Below are 20,105 nucleotides of genomic sequence, written 5' to 3' on the forward strand. Positions count from 1 at the left end.
CATGCGGCTCGACCTCCGCCACAATGATCATGTGATCGATTACTACCGCGATTTCTTCGAGCGGCATCAGTGGCTGGAGAACGGACTCTCCTGGACCGTCGTGCAACCCCTCAACGAAGAGATCACGGTGGACGACCTCCTGCGACGGCTGAACGGAGGCCGCGCCCCCGAGCAGCGCGTCATGGAGTATCCCCGGGAAGAGGCCGGGGAGGAGACCCGCCCCGCCCTCCTCGTCTCCGAGGGAGAAGGAACCTGGGGTTTCCTCGAACTCGCCTATGGCTTCGGCCTGTCCGACCGCGTCCTGATCGAGCTCAGCAGGGAATCACGCGTATGGATGGTGACCTGGCACTTCAACGGGGGATACACGATCCTCTATGCGGCCGGCGGCGAGATCAGGGCGTGGATGCGCGACTTCATCTTCACCGAGCACAGGGTGGAGAACGGTGACCCGAGCATCCTGGCCGGTTTCCGCACCATGCTCGACGCTCTCGACCCGGAGGACTACCGCGGCAAACGCGGTGCGGCGTTCGCCTTCATCGAGGCGGCCACCGGCATGTGCCTGGACAGCGAGTTGCCGGATGTGGAGGACGCCCCCGTCGTCATCCTCGACAACCCTGCCGCCTGACCGGTGGCCGGCCGGCCTCCTCGCCCCCGGTGGCAACTCGTCCACTCCGAAGACGTCCGCTGACTCCACCCCCGGAACCCCTCAACGGAAACCCCTGCCCGGTCATGACCGCTGACGAGCTGCACGTTACCTGAGCAGCAAAAGGCCCGGTTCCATGATCTGGAACCGGGCCTTCCGTCTTGTGGGGCGTTCACGAGGTGGGCCGGCCTGAAGTGCAGGAGATGTCGAGAAGATCGCTTCCCGAGGAGGCGATGATCGTTTCCCGCATACGTGTCCGAGCCCTGCCCTGGCGCGAAGAAGATCCGAACGCCGGCTGTTCTCCATCCGTGATCAACACGACCGCGTCGGCTGCCGGCCTCGCCCGTCTCCTCTTTCCGGCGTACCTGTCTCACCCCCTCGCCGGGCCGAAGCACGAAGGGCCGCCGCGATCCACGCGAAGAGCGCGGGACCCTCCTCGCCCGTATCGGGCGGCGTCCCGTTGATCACGGCCACCAGGGACAGGTACCTGCCATGAGTGGCGTCGTACCGGGCCTCCCCCTGGAAATCTTCGCGTTGGATCCTCTCGACGAGGAGGAAGGCCGCGGCCAGTCGGTCCCGCGACTCGGCCGTGGCCTGCCCGCCGAAGACCCCGGCGGTCGCGTTCGCCATGCGAACGACCAGCTCCCGTGCCCGGGGAGAGTCCGCCGGCAGCCCGGAACGATACGCCTCCAAGACCTCCTCCCCGGCCTTCGCCCCCTCCCGGTGGATGAAGTCCCACACCGGTGCGGCGGCCAGGCGCCGTCCCGGAAACATGCCGTAGGTGTCTCGGAGACAGGAACGGACCGCGCCGCGGAACTCCTCACCCCGTACCAGGTCGGCCAGCTCGATCCAGGCCTCGAGCTGGGCGACGGCGGGGTCCTCCGGCAGCCGCGGTCGCATCGTCGTCCTCGATCTTGAGCCACATGTGGCCCGCACCGACCCGGTTGTAGGTCCCGCCGCGCTGCGGTCGTCCTATCGAGCTGGTGAACCGAATCGCATAGCACCATCCGGCGTCGACGCGGACCGCATCCCAGTCCGCGAGATACGGCGTGCGTTGGCCCGCGTAGATCCACATGCGCGGGGACGCCGCGACACAACTGTCCGAGCCACCGGAGCCGGTGACGCCGCCGCAGGTCCAGTCGCGCCCGACGTACACGGACGAGCCGCTTTCGTTTCTGGTCGTGGAGCAGAGCCAAGACTGCGAACAGGAAGAGCCGGCTTGGGCAGCGGCGGGAGCCGGCGTCGATAAGGTGGCGATCACGGCGGACGTGCCGAGTGCCACCGCCGCGGTCCTGCGCTTCGAACGCCATTTCATTCGGCGATTTCCTTTCTTTTCGTGGCGCTGGACATGGGACGCGTTCGGGGGCGTTTTTTCGATCCGTTGCTCGTTCTTCGGTCGACGCCCCTCGCGAGGATTCCGGGAGCCTGACCTCGCCCTCCCCGTTCTAGCGATCCCAGTGTTTGTCCGGCAACGTCGGGCCGGTTGGACAAACAAGGCGCAATTCGGGTGGGGAATATGAACTGCGGCGGGATCTAATCCCGAGGTGTTGTCCCGCCCCCGCCAGTTCGCCGCCTACGGCGTGAGCGCCCGCCTCGACGGCTTCACCCTCCAGGCGTCCGGCGCCCCGGAGCGGCTTCGCCTCGGCGCTGCCCCGCCTGGTGGAGCCGGTCGAGGGCCACACCACGATCGTGATCTGCCACCACGGCCACTGGGAGCGTCACGTCAACGCCGCCCGCCACCTGGAAGGCCGCGGGCATCTCCCGTTCTCCCGTTCTCCCGTCGAAGCCGTTGCCGACGTCGCCCCCGAGACGTGGCGGCGGATGCTGGCGGTGAACGTGGCCCCCGCCGCCGATCTGACCGATGCTCTGGACGGCAATCCCACACTATGCGAATATGTGTTCGATTTATGAAGATCGTCAGTGGGAGCGGGTCCCGTAGTCATGCCGGGGTGCTCGCCCCTCCCCTTCTCCTCCAGAACGGAGTGCCCGTGCGCCCATCAACCTCTGCCCGTGCTCCTCTGTCCCGCCGATTAGTCGCCTGGGCCGGGCCCCTGCTCCTGACGGCGGCCCTGCTCGTCACTCAGGCGCCCACCGCCGCGGCCGCCGCGACCGCCGCGACCGTCACCGACCTCGGCGTCGCCGGGAAGGGCGGAGACGTGGTGGCGCGCAGCAGCAAGGTCTTCGTCGCCGCCGGCGACCGGATCGTGGTCGCGTCCATCGACGGCAAGGTCATCAACACGATCCCCGGCCTGTCCGGTGCTGTCGCCCTGGCCTCGCCGGAGACCGGCAGGAAGGTGTACGCGGCGCTGCGCGATTCGCATGAAGTGATCGAGATCGACACCACCACGCTCGCCGTCACCAAGCGCATCGACCTCACCGCGTACCCGTGCCCGTCGAGTCTGGCGCAGTCGTACGACCGGCTGTGGATCGGATTCGGTTGCGGCGAAGCGGGAGAGGGAGGGGTTCTCGGCCTCATTCTGGCGGCGGCGACACCCGCCCCCGTCCGGGTCGGGCCGGCCACGACCCAGGCTCCGCTCGTCGCCGTCGCCGGGAACACGCTGGTGGCCGGGGAGCCGGGAGTCAGTCCCGCCACAGTCAAGGTGTACGACATCAACACCACGCCTGCCACTTCGCGCGGCGAGATCCGCGGAGTGGCGAACGAGCTGCCGGCCCTGCGGGATCTCGCACTCGCCGAGTACGGATCGGCGGCGCTGTCGGCGTTGGACGATACCCGCCGGTTCGACGCCTGGGACACGACAGCCCTGACTCAGGGCCGCGCCTACGACAGCAGCGGATTCGGCGAGCACGGCCTCCCCACCGCTGTCGCGGCCAGCCCGGACGACGCCTACGTCGTGGGCGGCTGGAACTCCTCCGCGGACGACGCGGCGGAGCTCGTGGTGTACGACGCGACCACCGCGGAGGTCATCTACACAGCCGCCCACCAGGGGAAGGCGGTGGTGGCGGGCAGCATCGAGTTCTATGGCACACTCACCTTCGCGGTCTTGAAAGAGCCCGGCACCGGGCGGATGCACCTCTGGCGGCTGCCGCCCTCGCCCTACCACTCCTCCACGCTGACCTTGACGGCTCCCTCCGAGGTGACCGCGCTCAAGCAGTCGACTCTCAGCGGACGACTCACGCTGAGCAGCGGGCTGCCACCCGGCGTGCAGACGCTCGAACTGCACAGCCGGCTCCCCGACGGCACCTCCAGGCCGTTCCAGGAGATCACCACGGCGGCGGACGGGACCTACCGATTCACCGACGCCCCACCGTCCATCGGGGCGTTCAAGTATCAGGTGTACTGGCCGGGCAACTCATGGTTCCGGGGTAGCGGCTCCTCGGTGACCGTCACAGTGGCCTTGTACGAGCCGACGCTCACCGTGACCGGACCGGCGGCGGGCAACGTCGGCGAGCGACTCGACTTCAACGGCACCTTCGGCGCCGACGGCATCACCTTCCCGCGGACGATCATCACCGTCTCGCGCAAGGTCGTTGGCCCGGATGGCACCGTCACCTCGAAGGGCCTGGTGAAGTTGATCCCCGCCGCCGACGGGTCGTTCAGCTTCTCCGATACGTCGACCACGGCCGGCGAACACACGTACACCGTCAACCTGCTCGGCAACTCGACCATCAAGTCAGCGAGCACCACCCACATGGTCACCGTCCTCCAGCCGCCCGTGTAGCATCCCGACGCCCGGGTGACGGTGACCCGACTCGCCGTCACCCATGCTTTCCCACGCCAAGGGACTACAGCTCGCCAAGGCAGCCATGGGGGTCCGCCTGAGCGCCGGCGGAACGACACCGTCCATCGACGAGATCGCGGCCGCCGCCGACCGGCAGCAGCCACAGCTCCTGGAAGGAGCCGAAGTCATGAATCGGCTCTTCCCGGACCGATCCCGGCATGCGATCATCGTCCAGCTTGGTCCGCACGAAGGATGATCAGCGAAACCTCGGCCTCGCCCCCACATGCTTCCGCTGACCCTCGGGTGGGCGATTCCCGTTCTCGGCGGATGCGGAGCGGTCGCCACCGGCGCCGACAACGACGCCGCCCCCTTCTTGATCGCTCATTCCGCTGCCGGGCTGGCCTGCATCCTGACCGCCGCCGTGATGGCGATCTCAGGACGCGACTCCCAGTAGCGGGGCTAGTCACTCAGTTGGTCACTCAGCAACGCAGAAGGCCACTCCCGATCTCTCGGAAGTGGCCTCTGACCTGGTGGGGTGTTCACGAATGGGCGTGACCTGCACCGAGTCGGTCACGGTGATGATCGCTTCCCGCAAAGCAACTGATCGTTTCCCAGCCGTTCGGTGCCTTCAGGTACTGACAGCGCTCTGCGCGCGGCACACATCGGCGAGGAACCGGGAGGTCATGCATCACGTGAGGTTCAGGGGCCGTCAGACCAGATGTACCAGGGGCCCGCGAAGTGCTCATACCTTCCCTCTTCTGGATCCGGTGCCCGATCCGGGATGTAGGCGAAGCCGTAGCTCTTCCAATCCATCGTGAGCTCGGTGACCATGAACCTCGCTCCCCCGGGGATCTTCTCCACTTCGTCCACCCAGTACAGGCCCCACCATCGATCGCTGGCATAGTCGCTGTGCACTGACCGGGCGTAGCGCTCCAGGCTCGGCTCCGACAGGGCGAAGCGCGCGTGAAGGGGCGCGTCGGTCTTGACGAGCAGCACGGTGCCCAGCACCAGTGCGAGCGGGACGAACATCCAGGGCGCCCACCCCCGCCGACCCGGCCCGCGACCCAACATCCACGACCAGGCAATGGCGAGCGCCAGCCAGTACGACACCAATGCCAATGCCCAGACGGACAGGCCGGGAGTGCTCACCTCAAAGAGCGTCAGGAGCGAGGCGAGTCCGATCGCCCCGGTGAAGAGCAGAGCGCGGCGGTTGCGAGTCAGACCCATAGGGCGATCTTGCCCAACACCAGGATCAAGCGCAGCAGATCATCTCCCTGCACCCGCCCGATCTCGGCCACCTGGACAAGTTCGGCCGGGACTGTCCTGCCCAAGCCCACACTGCCGGAGCGTGTACTTGCGGCAATCCGCATCCCGGTGTAGCCCACCTCGAAGAACTCAGATACGCCATCCGCGCTTCCTAGACGACGGGCACCCGTCGACCGGCGCGTACATGTCCGCTAACGCCTCCGGCGGGAACAACCCCTTGCCGATGCTCGACCAGGAACGCGAACACGCTCTCGGCCGGGATCAACTCCCGCCTTTCGACTGTTCCACCGTTGACGATGCATGGCCTGAAAGATCTCAAGCCCCGTGGTGGCTGCCAGTGCTTTGCCGTTTGCAGTGCGGAGTTGTTGGACTGCATGGCGTGAATGCGGCAGGCGGGTACGACTGCTTCCCCTCTGGGAGGCGATGGTGACGTCACTGTTGGAACGCGTGGCCCTGGCAGAGACGGCTGCGCTACGGCAGGCCGAGGACTTGCGGGCACAACTGGTCGCGGTCGAGGAACGACTGCAGCGCCTGGCCATTACGCGCGAGACGCTGACAGAGTTCGCCGGCGATCACCTCAGCGACGCCGACATGCCTGAAGACGACGCGGGCGCGGAGGAGGAATCGTCGCAGGCGGCTCACCTCGACCCCGCAGAGGAGCCGTCACCGCTACCGCCGTTGCGGGGGTTCCGGCAGCAGGTGGTGGCGTTGCCGGCCACGGCCGATGAGCCGATGCGGACACGGGAGATCGTGCAGGCCATCGGCAAGCCGGACACCCGCTCCCAGGTGGAGGGCATGCGTTCACGACTGCAGCGGCTGGTGACTGATGGATGGCTGCGCCGTCGTCATGCAGATCGGCTGACAGGCACTGAAGCCTGTCATGGGACGAAAGGAGCAGAAGCCGCACGCGGCGCATCGGGCGCCGCAACGTGCCCGGGCGACGTCGCGCCGATCGACGCCGGCCCGATCCGGGCGTCGGGGAGGGCATGCCGGTCGTCACGTCATGGCGCCGCCCGGGGCACCAGCCCGCACTCGTAGCCGAGGATGACCGCCTGCACCCGGTCGCGCAGCTGCAGCTTGGCGAAGATGCGGCCGATGTGGGTCCGTACGGTGCCGGCCGACAGATGCAGCTCCGCCGCGATCTCACCGTTGGTGCGGCCTCGCGCGATGAGGGTCAGCACCTCCCGCTCGCGCCGGGTGAGCACGGCGAGCCGGTCGGGCACGGGAGAGGCCGCGGGCCGCGGCTCCGGCTCGGCGCGGTCGAGATAGTGGGCGATGAGCCGGCGCGTCACGCTGGGAGCGGTGACCGCCTCGCCGGAGGCGACGGCCCGGACGGCGGACAGCAGGTCCTCGGCGAGGGCGTCCTTGAGCAGGAAGCCGCTGGCACCGGCGCGCAGGGCCTCGTAGACGTACTCGTCGAGGTCGAACGTGGTGAGGATGAGAATCCTCGGCCGGACCGCCGTGGAACGGCCGCCGTCGAGCGCCCGGATGCGCCGGGTGGCCTCGATGCCGTCCGTGCCGGGCATGCGGACGTCCATCAGCACGACGTCGGGTCCGGTGCGTTCCACCACGGCGACACCGCTGTCGCCGTCCGCCGCCTCGCCGACCACGACGATGTCGTCCGCCTGGTCGAGGATCAGCCGGAACGCGGTGCGCAGCAGCGCCTGGTCGTCCACGAGCACCACCCGCACGATGCGCGGGGGCGTCCCACCGGCCGCGGCACCGGCCGCATCCGTCCCAGGACCACTCCCCGCGGCGGAACCGGCGGAGCCCCCGGACGCTCCGGGACCACCCGTTGCCGTGAAAGCGCCCGTCCGCCTGAGAACGCCCGCGGCCGCGCCCCCGGAGCCGGTCACGCCCGATCGCCCGCCGTCTCCACCGTCTCCCCTGTCTCCACCGGGTCGGCCGCGTGGCCGCCGACGGGCAGCCGCGCCCGGACGCGGAACCCGCGCCCACCGGCCGGCCCGGTCTCCAGGTGCCCGCCGAGGAGGTGGACCCGCTCGGCGATGCCGCGCAGCCCGTTGCCCTCGCCGTCGTCCGTCCCGTCGGCGGGACCGGCGCCGTCGTCGGTGACCTCCACCTCCACGCCGTCGTCGCCGAACCGGACGCGGACCACGGCCCCGGCGCCCGGACCGGCGTGTTTCACGGTGTTGGTCAGCGCCTCCTGCACGATGCGGTAGACCGACATGTCCTGCAGCGCCGGCAGCACCCGCGGGGTGCCCGCCACGTCGAACCGCACCGGGATCCCGGCCATCCGCACGCGGTCGACCAGGGCCGGCAGCTCGCCGAGACCGGGCCGGGGGGCGTGGTCACGCTCCTCCCCGGCGTCGCCGCGCAGCACGCCGAGCAGCTGGCGCAGCTCGGCCAGCGACGCGCGGCCGACGGTCACCACCTCCCGCATCGCCCCGGCACTCAGCTCGGGGTGGCGCTGCTGCACGGCCACCGCGGCCTGGGCCTGCGCCACGATCACCGCGAGGCTGTGCGCGAGGACGTCGTGCATCTCGCGAGCGATCCTGGCACGTTCGGCCGCGGTCGCCAGCGCGACGCGCTGCCGCTGCTCCCGCCGCAGGTCCTCGGTGTGCCTGCTCAGCGCCTCCAGCCGCTCCTGCCGGTTGCGCACCCCGATCCCCCACGCGTACGCGAGCGCGAGCACCATCGCTCCCCCGATCGCGTTGGCGGCGGCCACGCCCAGCACGTCGGGGAAACCGGGCCCGGCCGCGGCGCCCCGTACGAGGTCGGCCTTGGTGACCATCCCGGGAAAGGCCAGCCACCCGCCGCGCACCGGTGGCCGCCACACCGCCCACAGGCTTGCCGCGTACGTGACGACGAGCAGGACGCCGAAGGCCGACCGCCCGCCGCGACGGCCGCGACGGCTCGCGACGAGCCCGTACAGGGCCCAGGGCACGACGAGGTCGATCGGCTGCAACGGCACGTACGGATTCAGCTGGTGCGCCACGCCGCCCACGGCGGCCAGCACCACCGCGACGAGCGGGCGGGAGCGCCGGACCAGCGCCGCGGCGACCAGCAGCAGCGTGGCACCCCACCACCACACCGACGGCGTGACGGGCTCACCGGTGCCGGGCCACGCGGCCGACGCGGTCGAGAGCAGGACGAGCGGCAGCACGAGGCCGACGTCGCGCGCCACCGCCCACCGGCCGGGCGGGACGTGGCCGAGGACACGGGCGGAGCAGGGCATACGCCCATCGTAGGCAGCCGCCCCTCGCCCGGCATCGGACCCGGCTCGTACACCGCCTCCCCCTCCGGTCGTACGGCCGGGACGCCGAAACCGGATCATGCTCCGACGACGTCCCCCCGCCCGGCCACGACCCTGGACCCATGACAAGACTCCTTCGAATCGTGGTCACCGCCACGCTCCTGATCGGCCCGGCCGCATGCGGCCCGGGCGGCGGGGAACCCGATGAGCGGATGAGCGACACGGATCTGCTGGCGCTCGGCAGGGAACTCTCGAAGTGCGTACGGGACAACGGGGTGCCGGAGTTCCCCGACCCGACCGTCCGCGACGGGGACCTGGTAATGCCCCAGAACCAGCCGGCCGATGCGGTGGACGACGCCATGACGGCATGTCGGAGCATCACCGACCGCATCCCCCGACGGTCGGGCGGGGAGGGATCCGGCGCCCGCGACGTGCCCCAGCTGCGCACGTTCGCACGGTGCCTGCGCGAGAACGGCGTGCCGGACTGGCCGGACCCCAGGCCCGACGGCAGCTTCCCGGTTCTCGGCACCCCGCTGGACGGCAAGACCCCGGAGCTTCAGCGGGCCCGGGCGGCGTGCCGGAAGCACTGGGACCGAAGCTGGAGCGTCTCGTGACGCAGACGGATCTCCCCCGCCGTTCCGGCCCGCCCAGGCGGGCGGCGGTCACGGTAATGGTGGTGGTCGTCGTCGGCGCCGCGACCGTCGTCCTCTGGAGCGCCACCACCCACCGCCCGGCTCCCGGCGACACGTCCCCTCAGGTGCGGACCGCGACGGCGACCGTCACCCGCGGCACCGTCACCGAGCGGACCCAGATCGGCGGCACCCTGACCTTCGACGGCTCGTACACCGTCGTCCACCAGGGCGCCCCCGGCGTGCTGACCACGCTGCCCGCCCCGGGCGACGTCGTCGCACGCGGCGAACGCCTGTACTCGGTGGACGCGCGACCGGTGCGCCTGCTGTACGGCACGACACCGGCCTACCGGGATCTCGGACCGGCGACCACCGACGGTGCCGACGTCCGGCAGCTCGAACGCAACCTCGTCGCGCTGGGCATGGATCCCGGCCGGGACATCGTCGTCGACGCGCACTTCACCTGGGCGACGAGCGCGGCGGTGCGGCGCTGGGAGGCGTCCTGGGGGCTGCCCTCCTGGCGCCGCGACGGCCGGCTGGCCATGGGCGAGGTGGTGTTCCTGCCGGGCAGGCTGCGCGTACGGCAGGTGCGCGCCGCGCTCGCGAGCACCGTCAGGCCGGACACGCCCGTACTGGGGGCGACGTCGACGCGACAGGTGATCACCGCGCGAATCGGCGCCGACCGCCGGCGGCTGGTGCGGGCACGCGACAGGGTCCGCATCTCCATGACCGGTGCGGAACCGCTGCGGGGAACCGTGCTGCGGATCGGACGGGTCGCCACGGCTCCGCCGCAGAACGACTCCACGCAGGGCGGTGAGGCACCGGCGACGGTGACCGTCGTCATCGGCGTCAGGCCGCCGCGGGGCGGCCCGGCGCTCGACCAGGCTCCGGTACGGCTGAGCATCACCACCGCGACCCGCAAGGACGTGCTGATGGTGCCGGTCACCGCGCTGCTCGCCCGCCCCGGCGGCGGATACCAGGTGCGCCTGGCGGACGGCCGGCTCGCCGGGGTGGAGCCGGGCCTGTTCGACGACTCCGCCGGCACGGTGGAGGTGACCGGCGCCCTGCGGCCCGGCGACCGGGTCGAGGTGCCGTCGCCATGACCGCCGTCCTCGAGCTGCGCGCCGCCCGCAAGGTGTATCCCGGCACGCCGCCGGTGGAGTCGCTGCGCGGCGTCGACCTCACCGTCCACGGCGGCGAGCTGGTGGCCGTCATGGGCCCGTCCGGTTCCGGCAAGACGACCCTGCTGAACCTGGCCTCCGGGCTGGATCGCCCGACCAGCGGGTCGATCCGCATCACCGGCCAGGCGGTCGAGCCGATGACCGATCGGCAGCTGTCCGGGCTGCGTGCGCACCGGCTCGGTGTCGTGTTCCAGCAGTTCCACCTGCTCGACCGACTCACCGCGCTGGACAACGTCGCCACCGGCCTTCTGTACCGGGGCGTACCGGGCGCCCGGCGCCGGGCCGCGGCCGCCACCTCGCTGGCCCGTGTCGGCATGGCGCACCGGGCGCACCACCGCGCCCGGCAGCTCTCCGGCGGCGAGCGGCAACGGGTGGCCATCGCCCGGGCCCTGGTGGGACGTCCCGGCCTGCTGCTGGCCGACGAGCCCACCGGCAACCTGGACTCCGCCACCGGCGCGCAGATCCTCGCCCTGCTGCGCGAGCTGAACGACGACGGGACCACGATCGTGACCATCACCCACGACCCCGGCGTCGCGGACGCCATGCGCCGGCGTATCGACATGCGCGACGGCCGGATCGTGCGCGACTCCGGGAGCCACCCGTGACCAGGCCGGACGAGTCCTCCGCGCCCTTCCGGATGCCCGCGGGCGCCGCGCCGCCGTCCCGGCTGCGCGCCGCGGACCTGCTGCCGGTGGCCGCCGTGGGGCTGCGCACGCGGCGCATGCGTGCCGTTCTGTCCACGCTGGGCGTGGCCATCGGCATCGCGGCGGTGGTGTCGGTCCTGGGCATCACCCGGTCGAGCCAGGCCGACCTGCTCGCGCGTATCGACCGGCTGGGCACGAACCTGCTGACGGTGACCGACGGGCGGTCCGCGAGCGGCCGCGAGGTGCCGCTGCCGGTGACGGCCTCGGCGACGATCAGGAGGACCGACGGTGTGCGGTCCGCCGCGCCGACCGCCGAACTGCCCGGGGTCCAGGTGTTCCGGTCGGACCGGATCCCGGCCACGCTGACCGGCGGGCTCTCGGTCCGGGTCGCCGATCCCTCGTTGCTGCCCACCCTGAACGCGAAGGTGGGGCACGGCACGTACCTCAGCCGGGCCACGAGTGCCTATCCCGCCACGGTGCTGGGTCACGCCACCGCGCAGACGCTGGGGATCCGGGATCTCGCCGGCACTCCGCGGGTGTGGGTCCAGGACCGCTGGTTCACGGTGATCGGCATCCTGGAACCGCTTGAGCTGGCGCCGGAGATCGACCTGTCGGCACTGATCGGCCCGGAGATCGCGGCGCAGGGTTTCCGGTACGGGGGACGGCCCAGCCGGGTGTACGTGCGAGCCGACGTGATACGGACGACGGAGGTCTCCGAGCTGCTGGCGCGGGCGACGAACCCGGAGAGTCCGAACGAGGTGGACGTCAGCCGGCCGTCCGACGCGCTGTCGGCCCGCCTGGAGGTCGCGAACGCGGGGACCTCGCTGTTCATCGGACTGGGAGCGGTCGCGCTGCTGGTGGGCGGGATCGGCATCGCGAACGTCATGGTGATCGCCGTGCTGGAGCGGCGTACGGAGATCGGGCTGCGCCGGGCACTGGGCGCCGCGCGCGGCCATGTCGCGGTGCAGTTCCTGGTCGAGTCGCTGATGCTCGCGGTGGCCGGTGGCGTGTGCGGGGTGGTGATCGGGGCCGCGGTGACGTACGCGCTGGCGCTCCAGCGCGGGTGGCAGCCGCTGATCCCCCCGGCGGCGGTGGGCGCGGCGCTGGTCACCGCGGTCGTCGTGGGCGCCGTCGCGGGACTGTACCCGGCGATGCGGGCGGCCCGCCTGTCCCCCACCGACGCGCTGCGCACGGCCTGACGGCGACGGCCGGTGGATCCCGCTCGTCCGGTCCACCGGCCCCCAGCGTTCACCTCCGCCGTCAGGGAGGCCGCCTCGCTCGACGTCCGCGACCATGGGCCTGGAACACCGCCTGGAGCCGGGATCCTCCGTCATGGCGATGACCGCCACCCGCCTCGGCCATCCCGACCTGGTCGCGGGGGCACTGCTCATGAACGACACCGGGAACACCCATCCGCCCACCGGCCGCAACCTGCGGATCGGCAGCGCCCTGACCCACCGGTGTCCCCCCTCGTGTGGGCGGACCGGGAGGGCGCCGACACCCCGAGTCGGACTCCGGTATCCCACTGGAGAACATCTCCCGCCTCGTCGGTCACCGCAACACCTCAGTGACGGAGACGGTCTATCGCGAGCAACTCCGCCCGATGCTCCTGGAAGGGGCCGAGGCGATGGACAAGCTCTTTCCCGACCTACAGCCCAGAACTCTGACGTAGATCCAAGCCCGGCGAGAGCATCCATCTCGCCGGGTTGTCTCTTTCTAGTCCTGATTCCCCTTGTTGTAGTGGAAATGCTCCTGGTGCGCGGTCGTGAAACGCCCGACGAACGAGGGGGTCTGCTGATGGGCGGCGCGAGGCTGGAAGTGGCCGTGCTTGATCGCCCAGCCGTAGACACCTGTGTCGAGGGGGTACTCGGTGAGCATCCCCGTCAGCTCACCGGTCTTGATCCACGACTCTGCGCGCTCTCGCGTCCCGAACACGCCGGACGGCCACTGAGCGCCCTCGCCCAGGAAGACCCACACGGTCACAGGACTGGAATCGCTCACCGCTGAGACACCTCGCCACTGGACTTTGCGAAACTCGGAAGGGCACGGACCTGGTGGATGGACCGTAGTCACTCAGTTGGTCACCCGGCAACGCACGATCTCTCGGAAGTGGCTCTGACCTGGTGGGGTGTTCACGAGTGGGTGCGATCTGGGGTGGGTCGGAACCCTAGAAGATCGCTTCCCGGAATGGGGGTGATCGTTTCCCGGAACCCCCACACGGAGTCGGCTTCACCGAGACCGCCGAAATCCCGGGATCGGGATCGATCGGTCGTTGCGGGGCTTGCCGAGCTCTTCGATCAGCACGGGATACCGCTCCCCCCATGTCCGGCGAGGCAGCCGATCGCGACCACCACGTGGCTCAGCGGCCCGACGCCGGGTACCGTCGTGGCTCCGGCACCGAGCACGACCGCCAGGGCCATACCGGCGACGATGTCGGACACCTTGGCGCGCCCGCTCGGATCAACCCCTCTGCACCTTACTGGCGAGATGAGACCTTCCTCATCCGCGTGGCGCCATGGCGCGTGCCTACTCCCGGTGTCGTAGAGAGACGGTCTCTCCTCCCGATGTCGTACAGGTGAAAGTCTCCTGCGGTGCGACGACCGGCGTCGGCGGGCAAGCGACGATTACGGCCATGAGAACCCCAGTCAGATACGTCCACGGGGCCGCACTGCTGGCCACCGGACTGCTCGCCGGAGCCTTCGGGTACGGCGCGGCCAACGTGGTCCCCACCTTCGGGACCGTCCCGCTGGACGTGCGTCTGACCTTCCACACCGCGATGATGGAGGTCAACGAGCCGATCATGCAGAGTGCGATGGCGCTGGCGATCCTCACCTCGTTCGGCCTGGCCGTCGTCTGCCACGGCCTGCCACGGCGCCTGGCGCTCGGGGCCGGCGCCCTGACAGTGGCTTCGCTGCTGGTGACGGTCTTCGGCAACATCCCGCTGCACGCCCACATCAGGCGATGGGCCGCCGCCTCCGCCCCGGCCGGTCACACCGAGATCCTGCAAAGGTGGGAGCTCTTCCACACGATCCGCACTCTGACCGCTTTGTCTGCTTTTGCACTGATAATCAGCATCGCCGTCCTCACCCGGCCCGAGACCCGTTGAAAGAGCCCGGCGACTCACCTGATCCGGAAGTACGGCGGGCAGCTCCGTCTCGGGTCGCCGCCGCAGCCCGGCATCGGGTACCGCGGTGCCGGTGATCCTCGGCCGCCGTCGATCGATCGACCACACAGGACCGTTGCCGGCGACAAGGGAGCCGATGTCCCGGCCACCGTGTACGGCGCCCCGGACACCCTCGGCGATCGGACAGATCACGGCACCACTGCGAAAAACGGCGGCATGACTTCGGCGTCGGCACGGATCGCCGGACGCACGTACATCCCAGGCACCTACCTGAAAGCACTGGAGTAACGACATCCAACGGGCGAGTACACGCTTGCGAAGCACATACGAGATGGCGTCTCGGCTCTCCGCGAGACACCGCCGTCAACCCAAACCGGATACCCGAAGGATGTGAAGCCATGTGGAAACGAAGAGTCGTCAGGATCGTCAGTGTGACGCTCGCCGTTCTGATCGGGGTGCCGGCACTGGGAGTCGCCGGGCTCGTCCTCTGGGACGGCGGCATCGACACCGATCCACGCCGGGCGATCCTCCGTGATGTCCGGATCGATCTGCGGACCGCCATGACACGGCTCGGTCCGATCGAGTACGACCTTCACGGCGCAGAAGGCCCTGTGCTGCTGTCTGTTCACGCCGGGCTCGGTGGAGCCGACCAGGGACGGCTGTTCGCCGGTTGGCTGCAAAAGGACGGGTTCCGCATTCTCAGCCCCTCACGGCCCGGCTACCTCGGAACGCCGCTGGAGAGCGGCCGGACCAACGAGGAGCAAGCGGATCTGCTCGCGGCTCTGCTGGACGAGCTCGGCATCGACCGAGTCGGAGTCCTCGCGGTCTCGGCAGGAAGCCCGGTGGGCTACACCTTCGCCGCGCGCCATCCGGATCGAATCTGGGCACTGGTCTCCATCGGCGGAGTGAGCAAACCGCAGCCTGCCGGGATGGGCTCGCCACTGCGGAGAGCGTTCCTGGACACGGTGGGCCAGAAGCTGGCCCGGCTGACGGCGGAGGTCTCGTTCGAGACCATCGTTGCGGGGACGTTGAGCGAGACCAGCACCTATACCGACGGGCAACGGGCGGAGCGCGTCTCGCACATCATGAACACGCCGCATGTGCGGGAGCTCTTCAAAGCGATGTTCGATACGACGTTCCCCTACCAGAAGCGCTGGGCGGGCACCGACAACGACGCGGTGCAAGCCCGACGTGGAAAGCCGCCTCTGGAGCGGATCTCGGCTCCGGCACTACTGATCCACGGCACACAAGACGGCGATGTGCCGTTCGACCACGGGAAGTTCGCAGCCGAGCGGATACCCGGCGCGAAACGGTACTGGATGGAACACGACGATCACCTGGGCTTCTGGCTCAGCCCGAAAGCGAGTCAGGCACAAGCCGCGGCGCGAGACTTCCTCCGGCAACACGCGCCAGGCGAATGAGCACTCGTCCAGGACCGGGCGCCAGGAGGTCCCGCTTCCCGGGTTCGCGGTCGACCTCCTCACCCGGCACCGGACCGCTTTCCCCGCTGGGCCACTCGGCTAGGTCTTCACCGTCCGTAGCGGCAACCTGATGAGCCGGCACACCTTCCGCGCCCGCGTCCGGCGGCCCTCCCTCGTCCGGGCCGGTCCGCTCGGGTCGGTCTCCGACCTCGGGGACGGCTTCCTCGGCACCTGGACCGACAAGAACGGCACCGAACGGCGCAAGCGGTTCGTAACGCGGGAGGAGGCCGTCTCCCATCTCGCCCAGCACGCGGGCGAGGGGCTGCGCTTCCACGATCTAAGGCACGGCTACGCCACCTGGCTCCTCTCCAGCGATGTCCCCGTCAACGACGTTGCGGTGCTCATCGGCCACGAGCAGATATCGACCACGCTCAACCGCTACACGCACGCCTCACGCGACCGCAACAACAGGGCTCGCGCGGTGTTCGCCGACTTCTCCCTGGCCTCCTTCCCAGAGGTCATCTCCATAGATCAACAATCGTCCGCTGACGAATCAGCCACGTAGGCCGAACACGGTGAAGACCCGATTCCACGAGCTGGAGTCGGGTCTTTCGGTTGTTCTCCGACAAAGGGCTATGACGGCGAGAAGAAGCATCAAATGAGCGTGTTTTGTCTCTGGCTTCCATCACAATGATCATGTGATCGACTACTACCGCGATTTCTTCGAGCGGCATCAATGGCTGGAGAACGCACTCTCCTGGACCGTCGTGCAACCCCTCGATGAAGAGCTCACTGTGGACGACCTCCTGCCACGGTTAAACGGAGGCCGCGCCCCCGAGCAGCGCGTCATGGAGTGTCCCGGAGAAGAGGCCGGAGAGGAGGGTTGCCCCGTCCTCCTCGTCTCCGAGGGCGAAGGAACCTGGGGTTTCCTCGACCTCGCCGGAGGTTTCGGGCTCTCCGACCGCGTCCTCACCGCACTCAGCACGGAGTCACGCGTGTGGATGGTGACCTGGCACTTCAACGGGGGATACACGATCCTCTATGCGGCCGGCGGCGAGATCAGGGCGCGGATGCGCGACTTCCTCTTCCCCGAGCACGTCTTCGAGGAAGGTGACCCGAGCATCCTGGCCGACTTCCGCGCCATGCTCGACGGTCTCGACCCGGAGGACTACCGCGGCAAACGCGGTGCGCCGTTCGCCTTCATCGAGGCGGCCACCAGCATGCGCCTGGACAGCGAGTTGCCGGAGGTGGAGAACGCCCCCGTCGTCATCCTCGACAACCCTGCCGCCTGACCGGTTGTCGGCCGGCCTCCTCGCAGCGGTGGCAGCCATCCCTTCCGAAGACGTCCGCTGACTTTTCGCTGACTCCGTCCCGGAACCTTCAACGGACACCACCCCGCCCGGTCCCGGCCCCTGACGACCTGCACGTCACCTGAGCAGCAAAAAGGCCCGGTTCCATGATCTGGAATCGGGCCTTTCATCTTGTGGAGATGAGGGGATTCGAACCCCTGACCCCTTCGATGCGAACGAAGTGCGCTACCGGACTGCGCTACATCCCCAAGACGTGGACTAGATTAGCAAACTTCCGGGGGCACTCGCGCCATCCGGAGCGCGGGTCAGTCGCCGACCGCGCGGCGGGGCGTCTCCGCGTACTGGTCGAAGATCTCGTCGCGATGCGCGGCCAGGTCGATGATCTCGGCCACGGGGCGCTGGGCCTCCAGCAGGGCGGCACGGCGGCGGGCGCGCTTGGCACGTTCCGCGCGGGCCTGGGCGATGGCTTCGCGCCGTTCGGCGTCGATTTGGACCGTGACCCTGAGAACGGCCATGTAGGCGCCCAGGAGCACCACTGAGGGCGCCACACCCCACCAGGGGATGACCTGGACGGCCGCCGTCACCACGGAGGCGAGCAGGAGCAGCACGCACCAGAGCGTCAGACGCCTGCGCTTGGCCACCTGCTTGCCCCGGCGGCGGAGTTCCGCGCGGCGGCGCTCGGACGCGGCCCTGCCTGCGGCGGTCCTGCCGAGTGCGGGCTTCCCGGCCGGGGGCCGGGCGGGCTGGGCCTCACTCCCGGTCTCGGACGCTGCCGGGGCGCCCGGCGAGGCACCCTCGGCACCGGGCGACGGAACCTCCCCTTCCGGGGAGAGCGAGGACTCGGGCAGGTCGGCGGAGGAGACGGGCAGGGGCTCGGTGAGGGTCTCTGCCGAGTCCTCGTCGACCGCCCGCTCGTCGTAGGCGTACGGCTCGATGTCCTTGTGGGTCTCGGCCAGGGTGTTCCGGTCGCGATGCAGCCACATGGGCACGAGCACGCACAGCCACATGACGACGATGGCCAGGTAGAGAACGACACCGCTGCTCACGGCCACCTCCGGGCAGCATGAAGACGCGCATGGTCTCCCGGCGTCCTCAATCTGCTCATGTCACGCACCGTAAGACCGCGTGTCACTATTTGACGAGCATTCGATGCGGTGTGTCGCGAGATCTTCAAACCTCTTCATGCGGAGTGCCACCGTGGGCGGCCGCCTCACGGGCCCGCCGCCACCGTACGAGCAACCCCCTCGGAGCGTCTTCGACCGTGAGTGCGTAACAGATGTGGTCGCGCCAGGCACCGTCGATGTGCAGGTGCCGACGTCTGATCCCTTCTTCCCTGAAACCGAGCTTTTCAACCACTCTGCGGCTCGCGTGGTTCTCTGGGCGGATATTGGCCTCGACGCGGTGCAGCCCGGTGGTGAAGAAGCAGTGGTCGACGGCCATGGCGACCGCGGTGGGGGTGATCCCGCGACCGGCCAGCGCGCCGTCCACCCAGTAGCCGATCTGGGCCGACCTGGCGGAGCCCCAGACGATGGCGCCCACGGTGAGCTGCCCGGCGAAGGCGCCCTCGTAGGTGACGACCCACGGCAGCGCGAGACCCTGCCTGGCCTCCCTGCGCAGGGTTCCGGCCATGGAGATGTAAGGACCGAGGCCGGTCTTGAAGAGAGGGGTCTCGGGATTGCTCGGTTCCCAGGGACGGAGCCAGTTCGCGTTGCGCAGCCGCGATTCCCGCCAGACGCGCACGTCCCGCAGCCGCAGCGGCCGAAGTCCTACCGGGCCTTCCGTAAGGGTCACCGGCCAGCCACGAAGTCGATCCACGCCCTCATCATCTCCCGAAGAAGGCCCGGCGTGCCATGGAAGCAAGGGAGACGGATCAGCGGGGGTGATCTCCGCCCCGGATCTGGTCCACGGCATGCCTGAGCACGGGAGACAGCACGCCCATACCGTCGCGTACCCCTCCCGAGGAACCCGGCAGATTGACGATCAACGTGCTGCCCGCCTGCCCGGCGAGCCCGCGGGACAGGATGGAGGTGGGTACTTTGTCCCGGTTCACCTGGCGGATGGCCTCGGCGATGCCGGGAACCTCCCTGTCGATCACCCTCCGGGTCATCTCCGGGGTGAGGTCCGCCGGGGTCAGGCCGGTGCCGCCGGTGGTGACGATCACGTCGTATCCCTCGGCGACCCCGGACCGCAGCGCCGCCTCGACCGGCTCGCCGTCGGGGACCACCTCCGGGCCGTCCACGTCGCACCCGGCCGCCGCCAGCAGCTCGGCCAGCAGCTTCCCCGAGGTGTCCTCGTACGTCCCGGCGGCGGCCCGGTTGGACGCGGTGATCACCAGAGCTCTCATGGGCTCATCCTCCCAGTCTCTCGTGGGTCCGGTCTTCGAGGACCCGGCCTGCTGAGGACCCGGGATCCGGTCTCTCGGGGATCCGGCGCCGTCGTGACGGAGTGTTTTCCCGCCTCGGAATATCCCGGGACGGGATATTCCGGAGCGAGATGGCTCGGGCGGGATGTCAGGGGCGGGTCCAGATCCCCGTCTTGCCGCCGGTCTTCTCCTCGACGCGGACATCGGTGATCACGGCCGCCGGGTCGACCGCCTTGACCATGTCGATCAGGGCGAGCGCGGCGACCGACACCGCGGTCAGCGCCTCCATCTCGACGCCGGTACGGTCGGCGGTCTTGACCCGTACCGTGATCTCCACGCCGTCGTCGACCACGACCAGCTCGACCTTGACCCCGTGCAGCGCGATGGGGTGGCAGAGCGGGATCAGGTCGGGGGTCCGCTTGGCGCCCATGATCCCGGCGATCCGCGCGGTGCCGATCGCGTCGCCCTTGGGGACCTCCCCCGACCGCAGCAGCGCCACGGCCTCGGCGGACAGCAGGACCCGGCCGGTGGCGGTCGCCGTACGGAGGGAGACGTCCTTGGCCGAGACGTCCACCATGCGCGCCGCGCCGGTCTCGTCGATGTGGGTGAATCCGGTCATTTCGCTCCGGTC

At 69.7% G+C, this 20,105-nt stretch carries 24 protein-coding genes and 1 tRNA gene; 13 read left to right on the forward strand and 12 right to left on the reverse strand.

What is annotated here, in order from left to right:
- Positions 1–31: 31 nt before the first annotated feature.
- Complete coding sequence (locus ACVCAG_RS39835) at positions 32–625, forward strand: hypothetical protein (RefSeq protein WP_447191357.1); 594 nt, start codon at positions 32–34, stop codon at positions 623–625.
- A gap of 330 nt (positions 626–955) precedes the next feature.
- Here ACVCAG_RS39835 and ACVCAG_RS39840 read toward each other — a convergent pair whose 3' ends face one another.
- Complete coding sequence (locus ACVCAG_RS39840) at positions 956–1,543, reverse strand: hypothetical protein (protein ID WP_447191358.1); 588 nt, start codon at positions 1,541–1,543, stop codon at positions 956–958.
- A gap of 759 nt (positions 1,544–2,302) precedes the next feature.
- Here ACVCAG_RS39840 and ACVCAG_RS39845 point away from each other — a divergent pair.
- Positions 2,303–2,554, forward strand: a complete 252-nt coding sequence (locus ACVCAG_RS39845; RefSeq protein ID WP_440088158.1) for a hypothetical protein — start codon at positions 2,303–2,305, stop codon at positions 2,552–2,554.
- 77 nt (positions 2,555–2,631) lie between these two features.
- Positions 2,632–4,323 (forward strand): YncE family protein, encoded by a 1,692-nt coding sequence (locus tag ACVCAG_RS39850; protein WP_447191359.1) that lies wholly within the window; start codon positions 2,632–2,634, stop codon positions 4,321–4,323.
- Between the two features lie 64 nt (positions 4,324–4,387).
- On the opposite strand, the gene ACVCAG_RS39855 is transcribed toward ACVCAG_RS39850, so the two are convergent.
- Positions 4,388–4,570: a hypothetical protein gene (locus ACVCAG_RS39855; RefSeq protein WP_447191360.1), complete on the reverse strand. Its 183-nt coding sequence runs from the start codon at positions 4,568–4,570 to the stop codon at positions 4,388–4,390.
- Between the two features lie 36 nt (positions 4,571–4,606).
- Here ACVCAG_RS39855 and ACVCAG_RS39860 point away from each other — a divergent pair, with 36 nt between their 5' ends.
- On the forward strand, positions 4,607–4,777 hold the full coding sequence (locus ACVCAG_RS39860; RefSeq protein WP_440088154.1) for a hypothetical protein: 171 nt from the start codon (positions 4,607–4,609) through the stop codon (positions 4,775–4,777).
- Between the two features lie 245 nt (positions 4,778–5,022).
- Here the strand turns inward: ACVCAG_RS39860 and ACVCAG_RS39865 are convergent, their stop codons facing one another.
- Positions 5,023–5,550 (reverse strand): hypothetical protein, encoded by a 528-nt coding sequence (locus ACVCAG_RS39865; RefSeq protein ID WP_440088152.1) that lies wholly within the window; start codon positions 5,548–5,550, stop codon positions 5,023–5,025.
- Between the two features lie 462 nt (positions 5,551–6,012).
- Between ACVCAG_RS39865 and ACVCAG_RS39870 the strand changes: the two genes are divergently transcribed.
- Positions 6,013–6,627, forward strand: coding sequence for a hypothetical protein (locus ACVCAG_RS39870; protein ID WP_440088151.1), 615 nt, complete (start codon positions 6,013–6,015; stop codon positions 6,625–6,627).
- Here ACVCAG_RS39870 and ACVCAG_RS39875 read toward each other — a convergent pair.
- Both ACVCAG_RS39875 and ACVCAG_RS39880 read right to left on the reverse strand, forming a co-directional pair.
- Positions 6,591–7,274, reverse strand: coding sequence for a response regulator (locus tag ACVCAG_RS39875; RefSeq protein ID WP_440088149.1), 684 nt, complete (start codon positions 7,272–7,274; stop codon positions 6,591–6,593). The genes ACVCAG_RS39870 and ACVCAG_RS39875 overlap by 37 nt on opposite strands.
- Positions 7,275–7,441: 167 nt before the next feature.
- A complete protein-coding gene (locus ACVCAG_RS39880) occupies positions 7,442–8,785 on the reverse strand; it encodes a histidine kinase (RefSeq protein WP_440088147.1) in 1,344 nt (447 codons plus the stop codon).
- A 140-nt stretch (positions 8,786–8,925) separates the two neighbouring features.
- Here ACVCAG_RS39880 and ACVCAG_RS39885 point away from each other — a divergent pair, with 140 nt between their 5' ends.
- From ACVCAG_RS39885 to ACVCAG_RS39900, 4 genes are read left to right on the forward strand one after another with little or no spacing between them, the layout of a single operon-like run.
- Positions 8,926–9,417, forward strand: a complete 492-nt coding sequence (locus tag ACVCAG_RS39885; protein WP_440088146.1) for a hypothetical protein — start codon at positions 8,926–8,928, stop codon at positions 9,415–9,417.
- Entirely contained in the window at positions 9,414–10,535 is a 1,122-nt protein-coding gene (locus tag ACVCAG_RS39890) for a hypothetical protein (RefSeq protein WP_440088145.1), read from the forward strand. The genes ACVCAG_RS39885 and ACVCAG_RS39890 overlap by 4 nt, the downstream gene beginning before the upstream one ends.
- Entirely contained in the window at positions 10,532–11,218 is a 687-nt protein-coding gene (locus tag ACVCAG_RS39895; protein WP_440088143.1) for an ATP-binding cassette domain-containing protein, read from the forward strand. The genes ACVCAG_RS39890 and ACVCAG_RS39895 overlap by 4 nt, the downstream gene beginning before the upstream one ends.
- Positions 11,215–12,456, forward strand: coding sequence for an FtsX-like permease family protein (locus ACVCAG_RS39900; protein ID WP_440088141.1), 1,242 nt, complete (start codon positions 11,215–11,217; stop codon positions 12,454–12,456). The genes ACVCAG_RS39895 and ACVCAG_RS39900 overlap by 4 nt, the downstream gene beginning before the upstream one ends.
- A 517-nt stretch (positions 12,457–12,973) precedes the next feature.
- Here the strand turns inward: ACVCAG_RS39900 and ACVCAG_RS39905 are convergent.
- Both ACVCAG_RS39905 and ACVCAG_RS39910 read right to left on the reverse strand, forming a co-directional pair.
- Positions 12,974–13,258, reverse strand: a complete 285-nt coding sequence (locus ACVCAG_RS39905; protein WP_440088139.1) for a DUF7710 domain-containing protein — start codon at positions 13,256–13,258, stop codon at positions 12,974–12,976.
- Positions 13,259–13,554: 296 nt separating this feature from the next.
- On the reverse strand, positions 13,555–13,698 hold the full coding sequence (locus tag ACVCAG_RS39910; RefSeq protein ID WP_440088137.1) for a hypothetical protein: 144 nt from the start codon (positions 13,696–13,698) through the stop codon (positions 13,555–13,557).
- 191 nt (positions 13,699–13,889) lie between these two features.
- On the opposite strand from ACVCAG_RS39910, the gene ACVCAG_RS39915 reads away from it, so the two are divergent.
- The 4 genes from ACVCAG_RS39915 (at position 13,890) to ACVCAG_RS39930 (ending at position 17,094) form a co-directional block, all read left to right on the forward strand.
- Entirely contained in the window at positions 13,890–14,363 is a 474-nt protein-coding gene (locus tag ACVCAG_RS39915) for an anthrone oxygenase family protein (RefSeq protein WP_440088135.1), read from the forward strand.
- A gap of 449 nt (positions 14,364–14,812) precedes the next feature.
- Positions 14,813–15,802, forward strand: coding sequence for an alpha/beta fold hydrolase (locus ACVCAG_RS39920; protein ID WP_440088133.1), 990 nt, complete (start codon positions 14,813–14,815; stop codon positions 15,800–15,802).
- A 130-nt stretch (positions 15,803–15,932) separates the two neighbouring features.
- Complete coding sequence (locus ACVCAG_RS39925) at positions 15,933–16,367, forward strand: tyrosine-type recombinase/integrase (protein ID WP_440088131.1); 435 nt, start codon at positions 15,933–15,935, stop codon at positions 16,365–16,367.
- Positions 16,368–16,500: 133 nt separating this feature from the next.
- Positions 16,501–17,094 (forward strand): hypothetical protein, encoded by a 594-nt coding sequence (locus ACVCAG_RS39930; RefSeq protein ID WP_440088130.1) that lies wholly within the window; start codon positions 16,501–16,503, stop codon positions 17,092–17,094.
- 192 nt (positions 17,095–17,286) lie between these two features.
- Here the strand turns inward: ACVCAG_RS39930 and ACVCAG_RS39935 are convergent.
- From ACVCAG_RS39935 to moaC, 5 genes are all read right to left on the reverse strand, one after another.
- Positions 17,287–17,360 (reverse strand) — tRNA-Ala (locus ACVCAG_RS39935).
- 57 nt (positions 17,361–17,417) lie between these two features.
- Positions 17,418–18,158, reverse strand: a complete 741-nt coding sequence (sepX, locus tag ACVCAG_RS39940; protein ID WP_440088128.1) for a divisome protein SepX/GlpR — start codon at positions 18,156–18,158, stop codon at positions 17,418–17,420.
- 124 nt (positions 18,159–18,282) lie between these two features.
- Entirely contained in the window at positions 18,283–18,927 is a 645-nt protein-coding gene (locus ACVCAG_RS39945) for a GNAT family N-acetyltransferase (RefSeq protein WP_440088126.1), read from the reverse strand.
- A 55-nt stretch (positions 18,928–18,982) separates the two neighbouring features.
- Positions 18,983–19,456: a molybdenum cofactor synthesis domain-containing protein gene (locus ACVCAG_RS39950; protein WP_440088125.1), complete on the reverse strand. Its 474-nt coding sequence runs from the start codon at positions 19,454–19,456 to the stop codon at positions 18,983–18,985.
- Between the two features lie 166 nt (positions 19,457–19,622).
- Entirely contained in the window at positions 19,623–20,093 is a 471-nt protein-coding gene (moaC, locus tag ACVCAG_RS39955; protein WP_440088123.1) for a cyclic pyranopterin monophosphate synthase MoaC, read from the reverse strand.
- Positions 20,094–20,105: the final 12 nt, after the last annotated feature.

The sequence above is a fragment of the Streptosporangium sp. G12 genome (genome assembly GCF_052983175.1).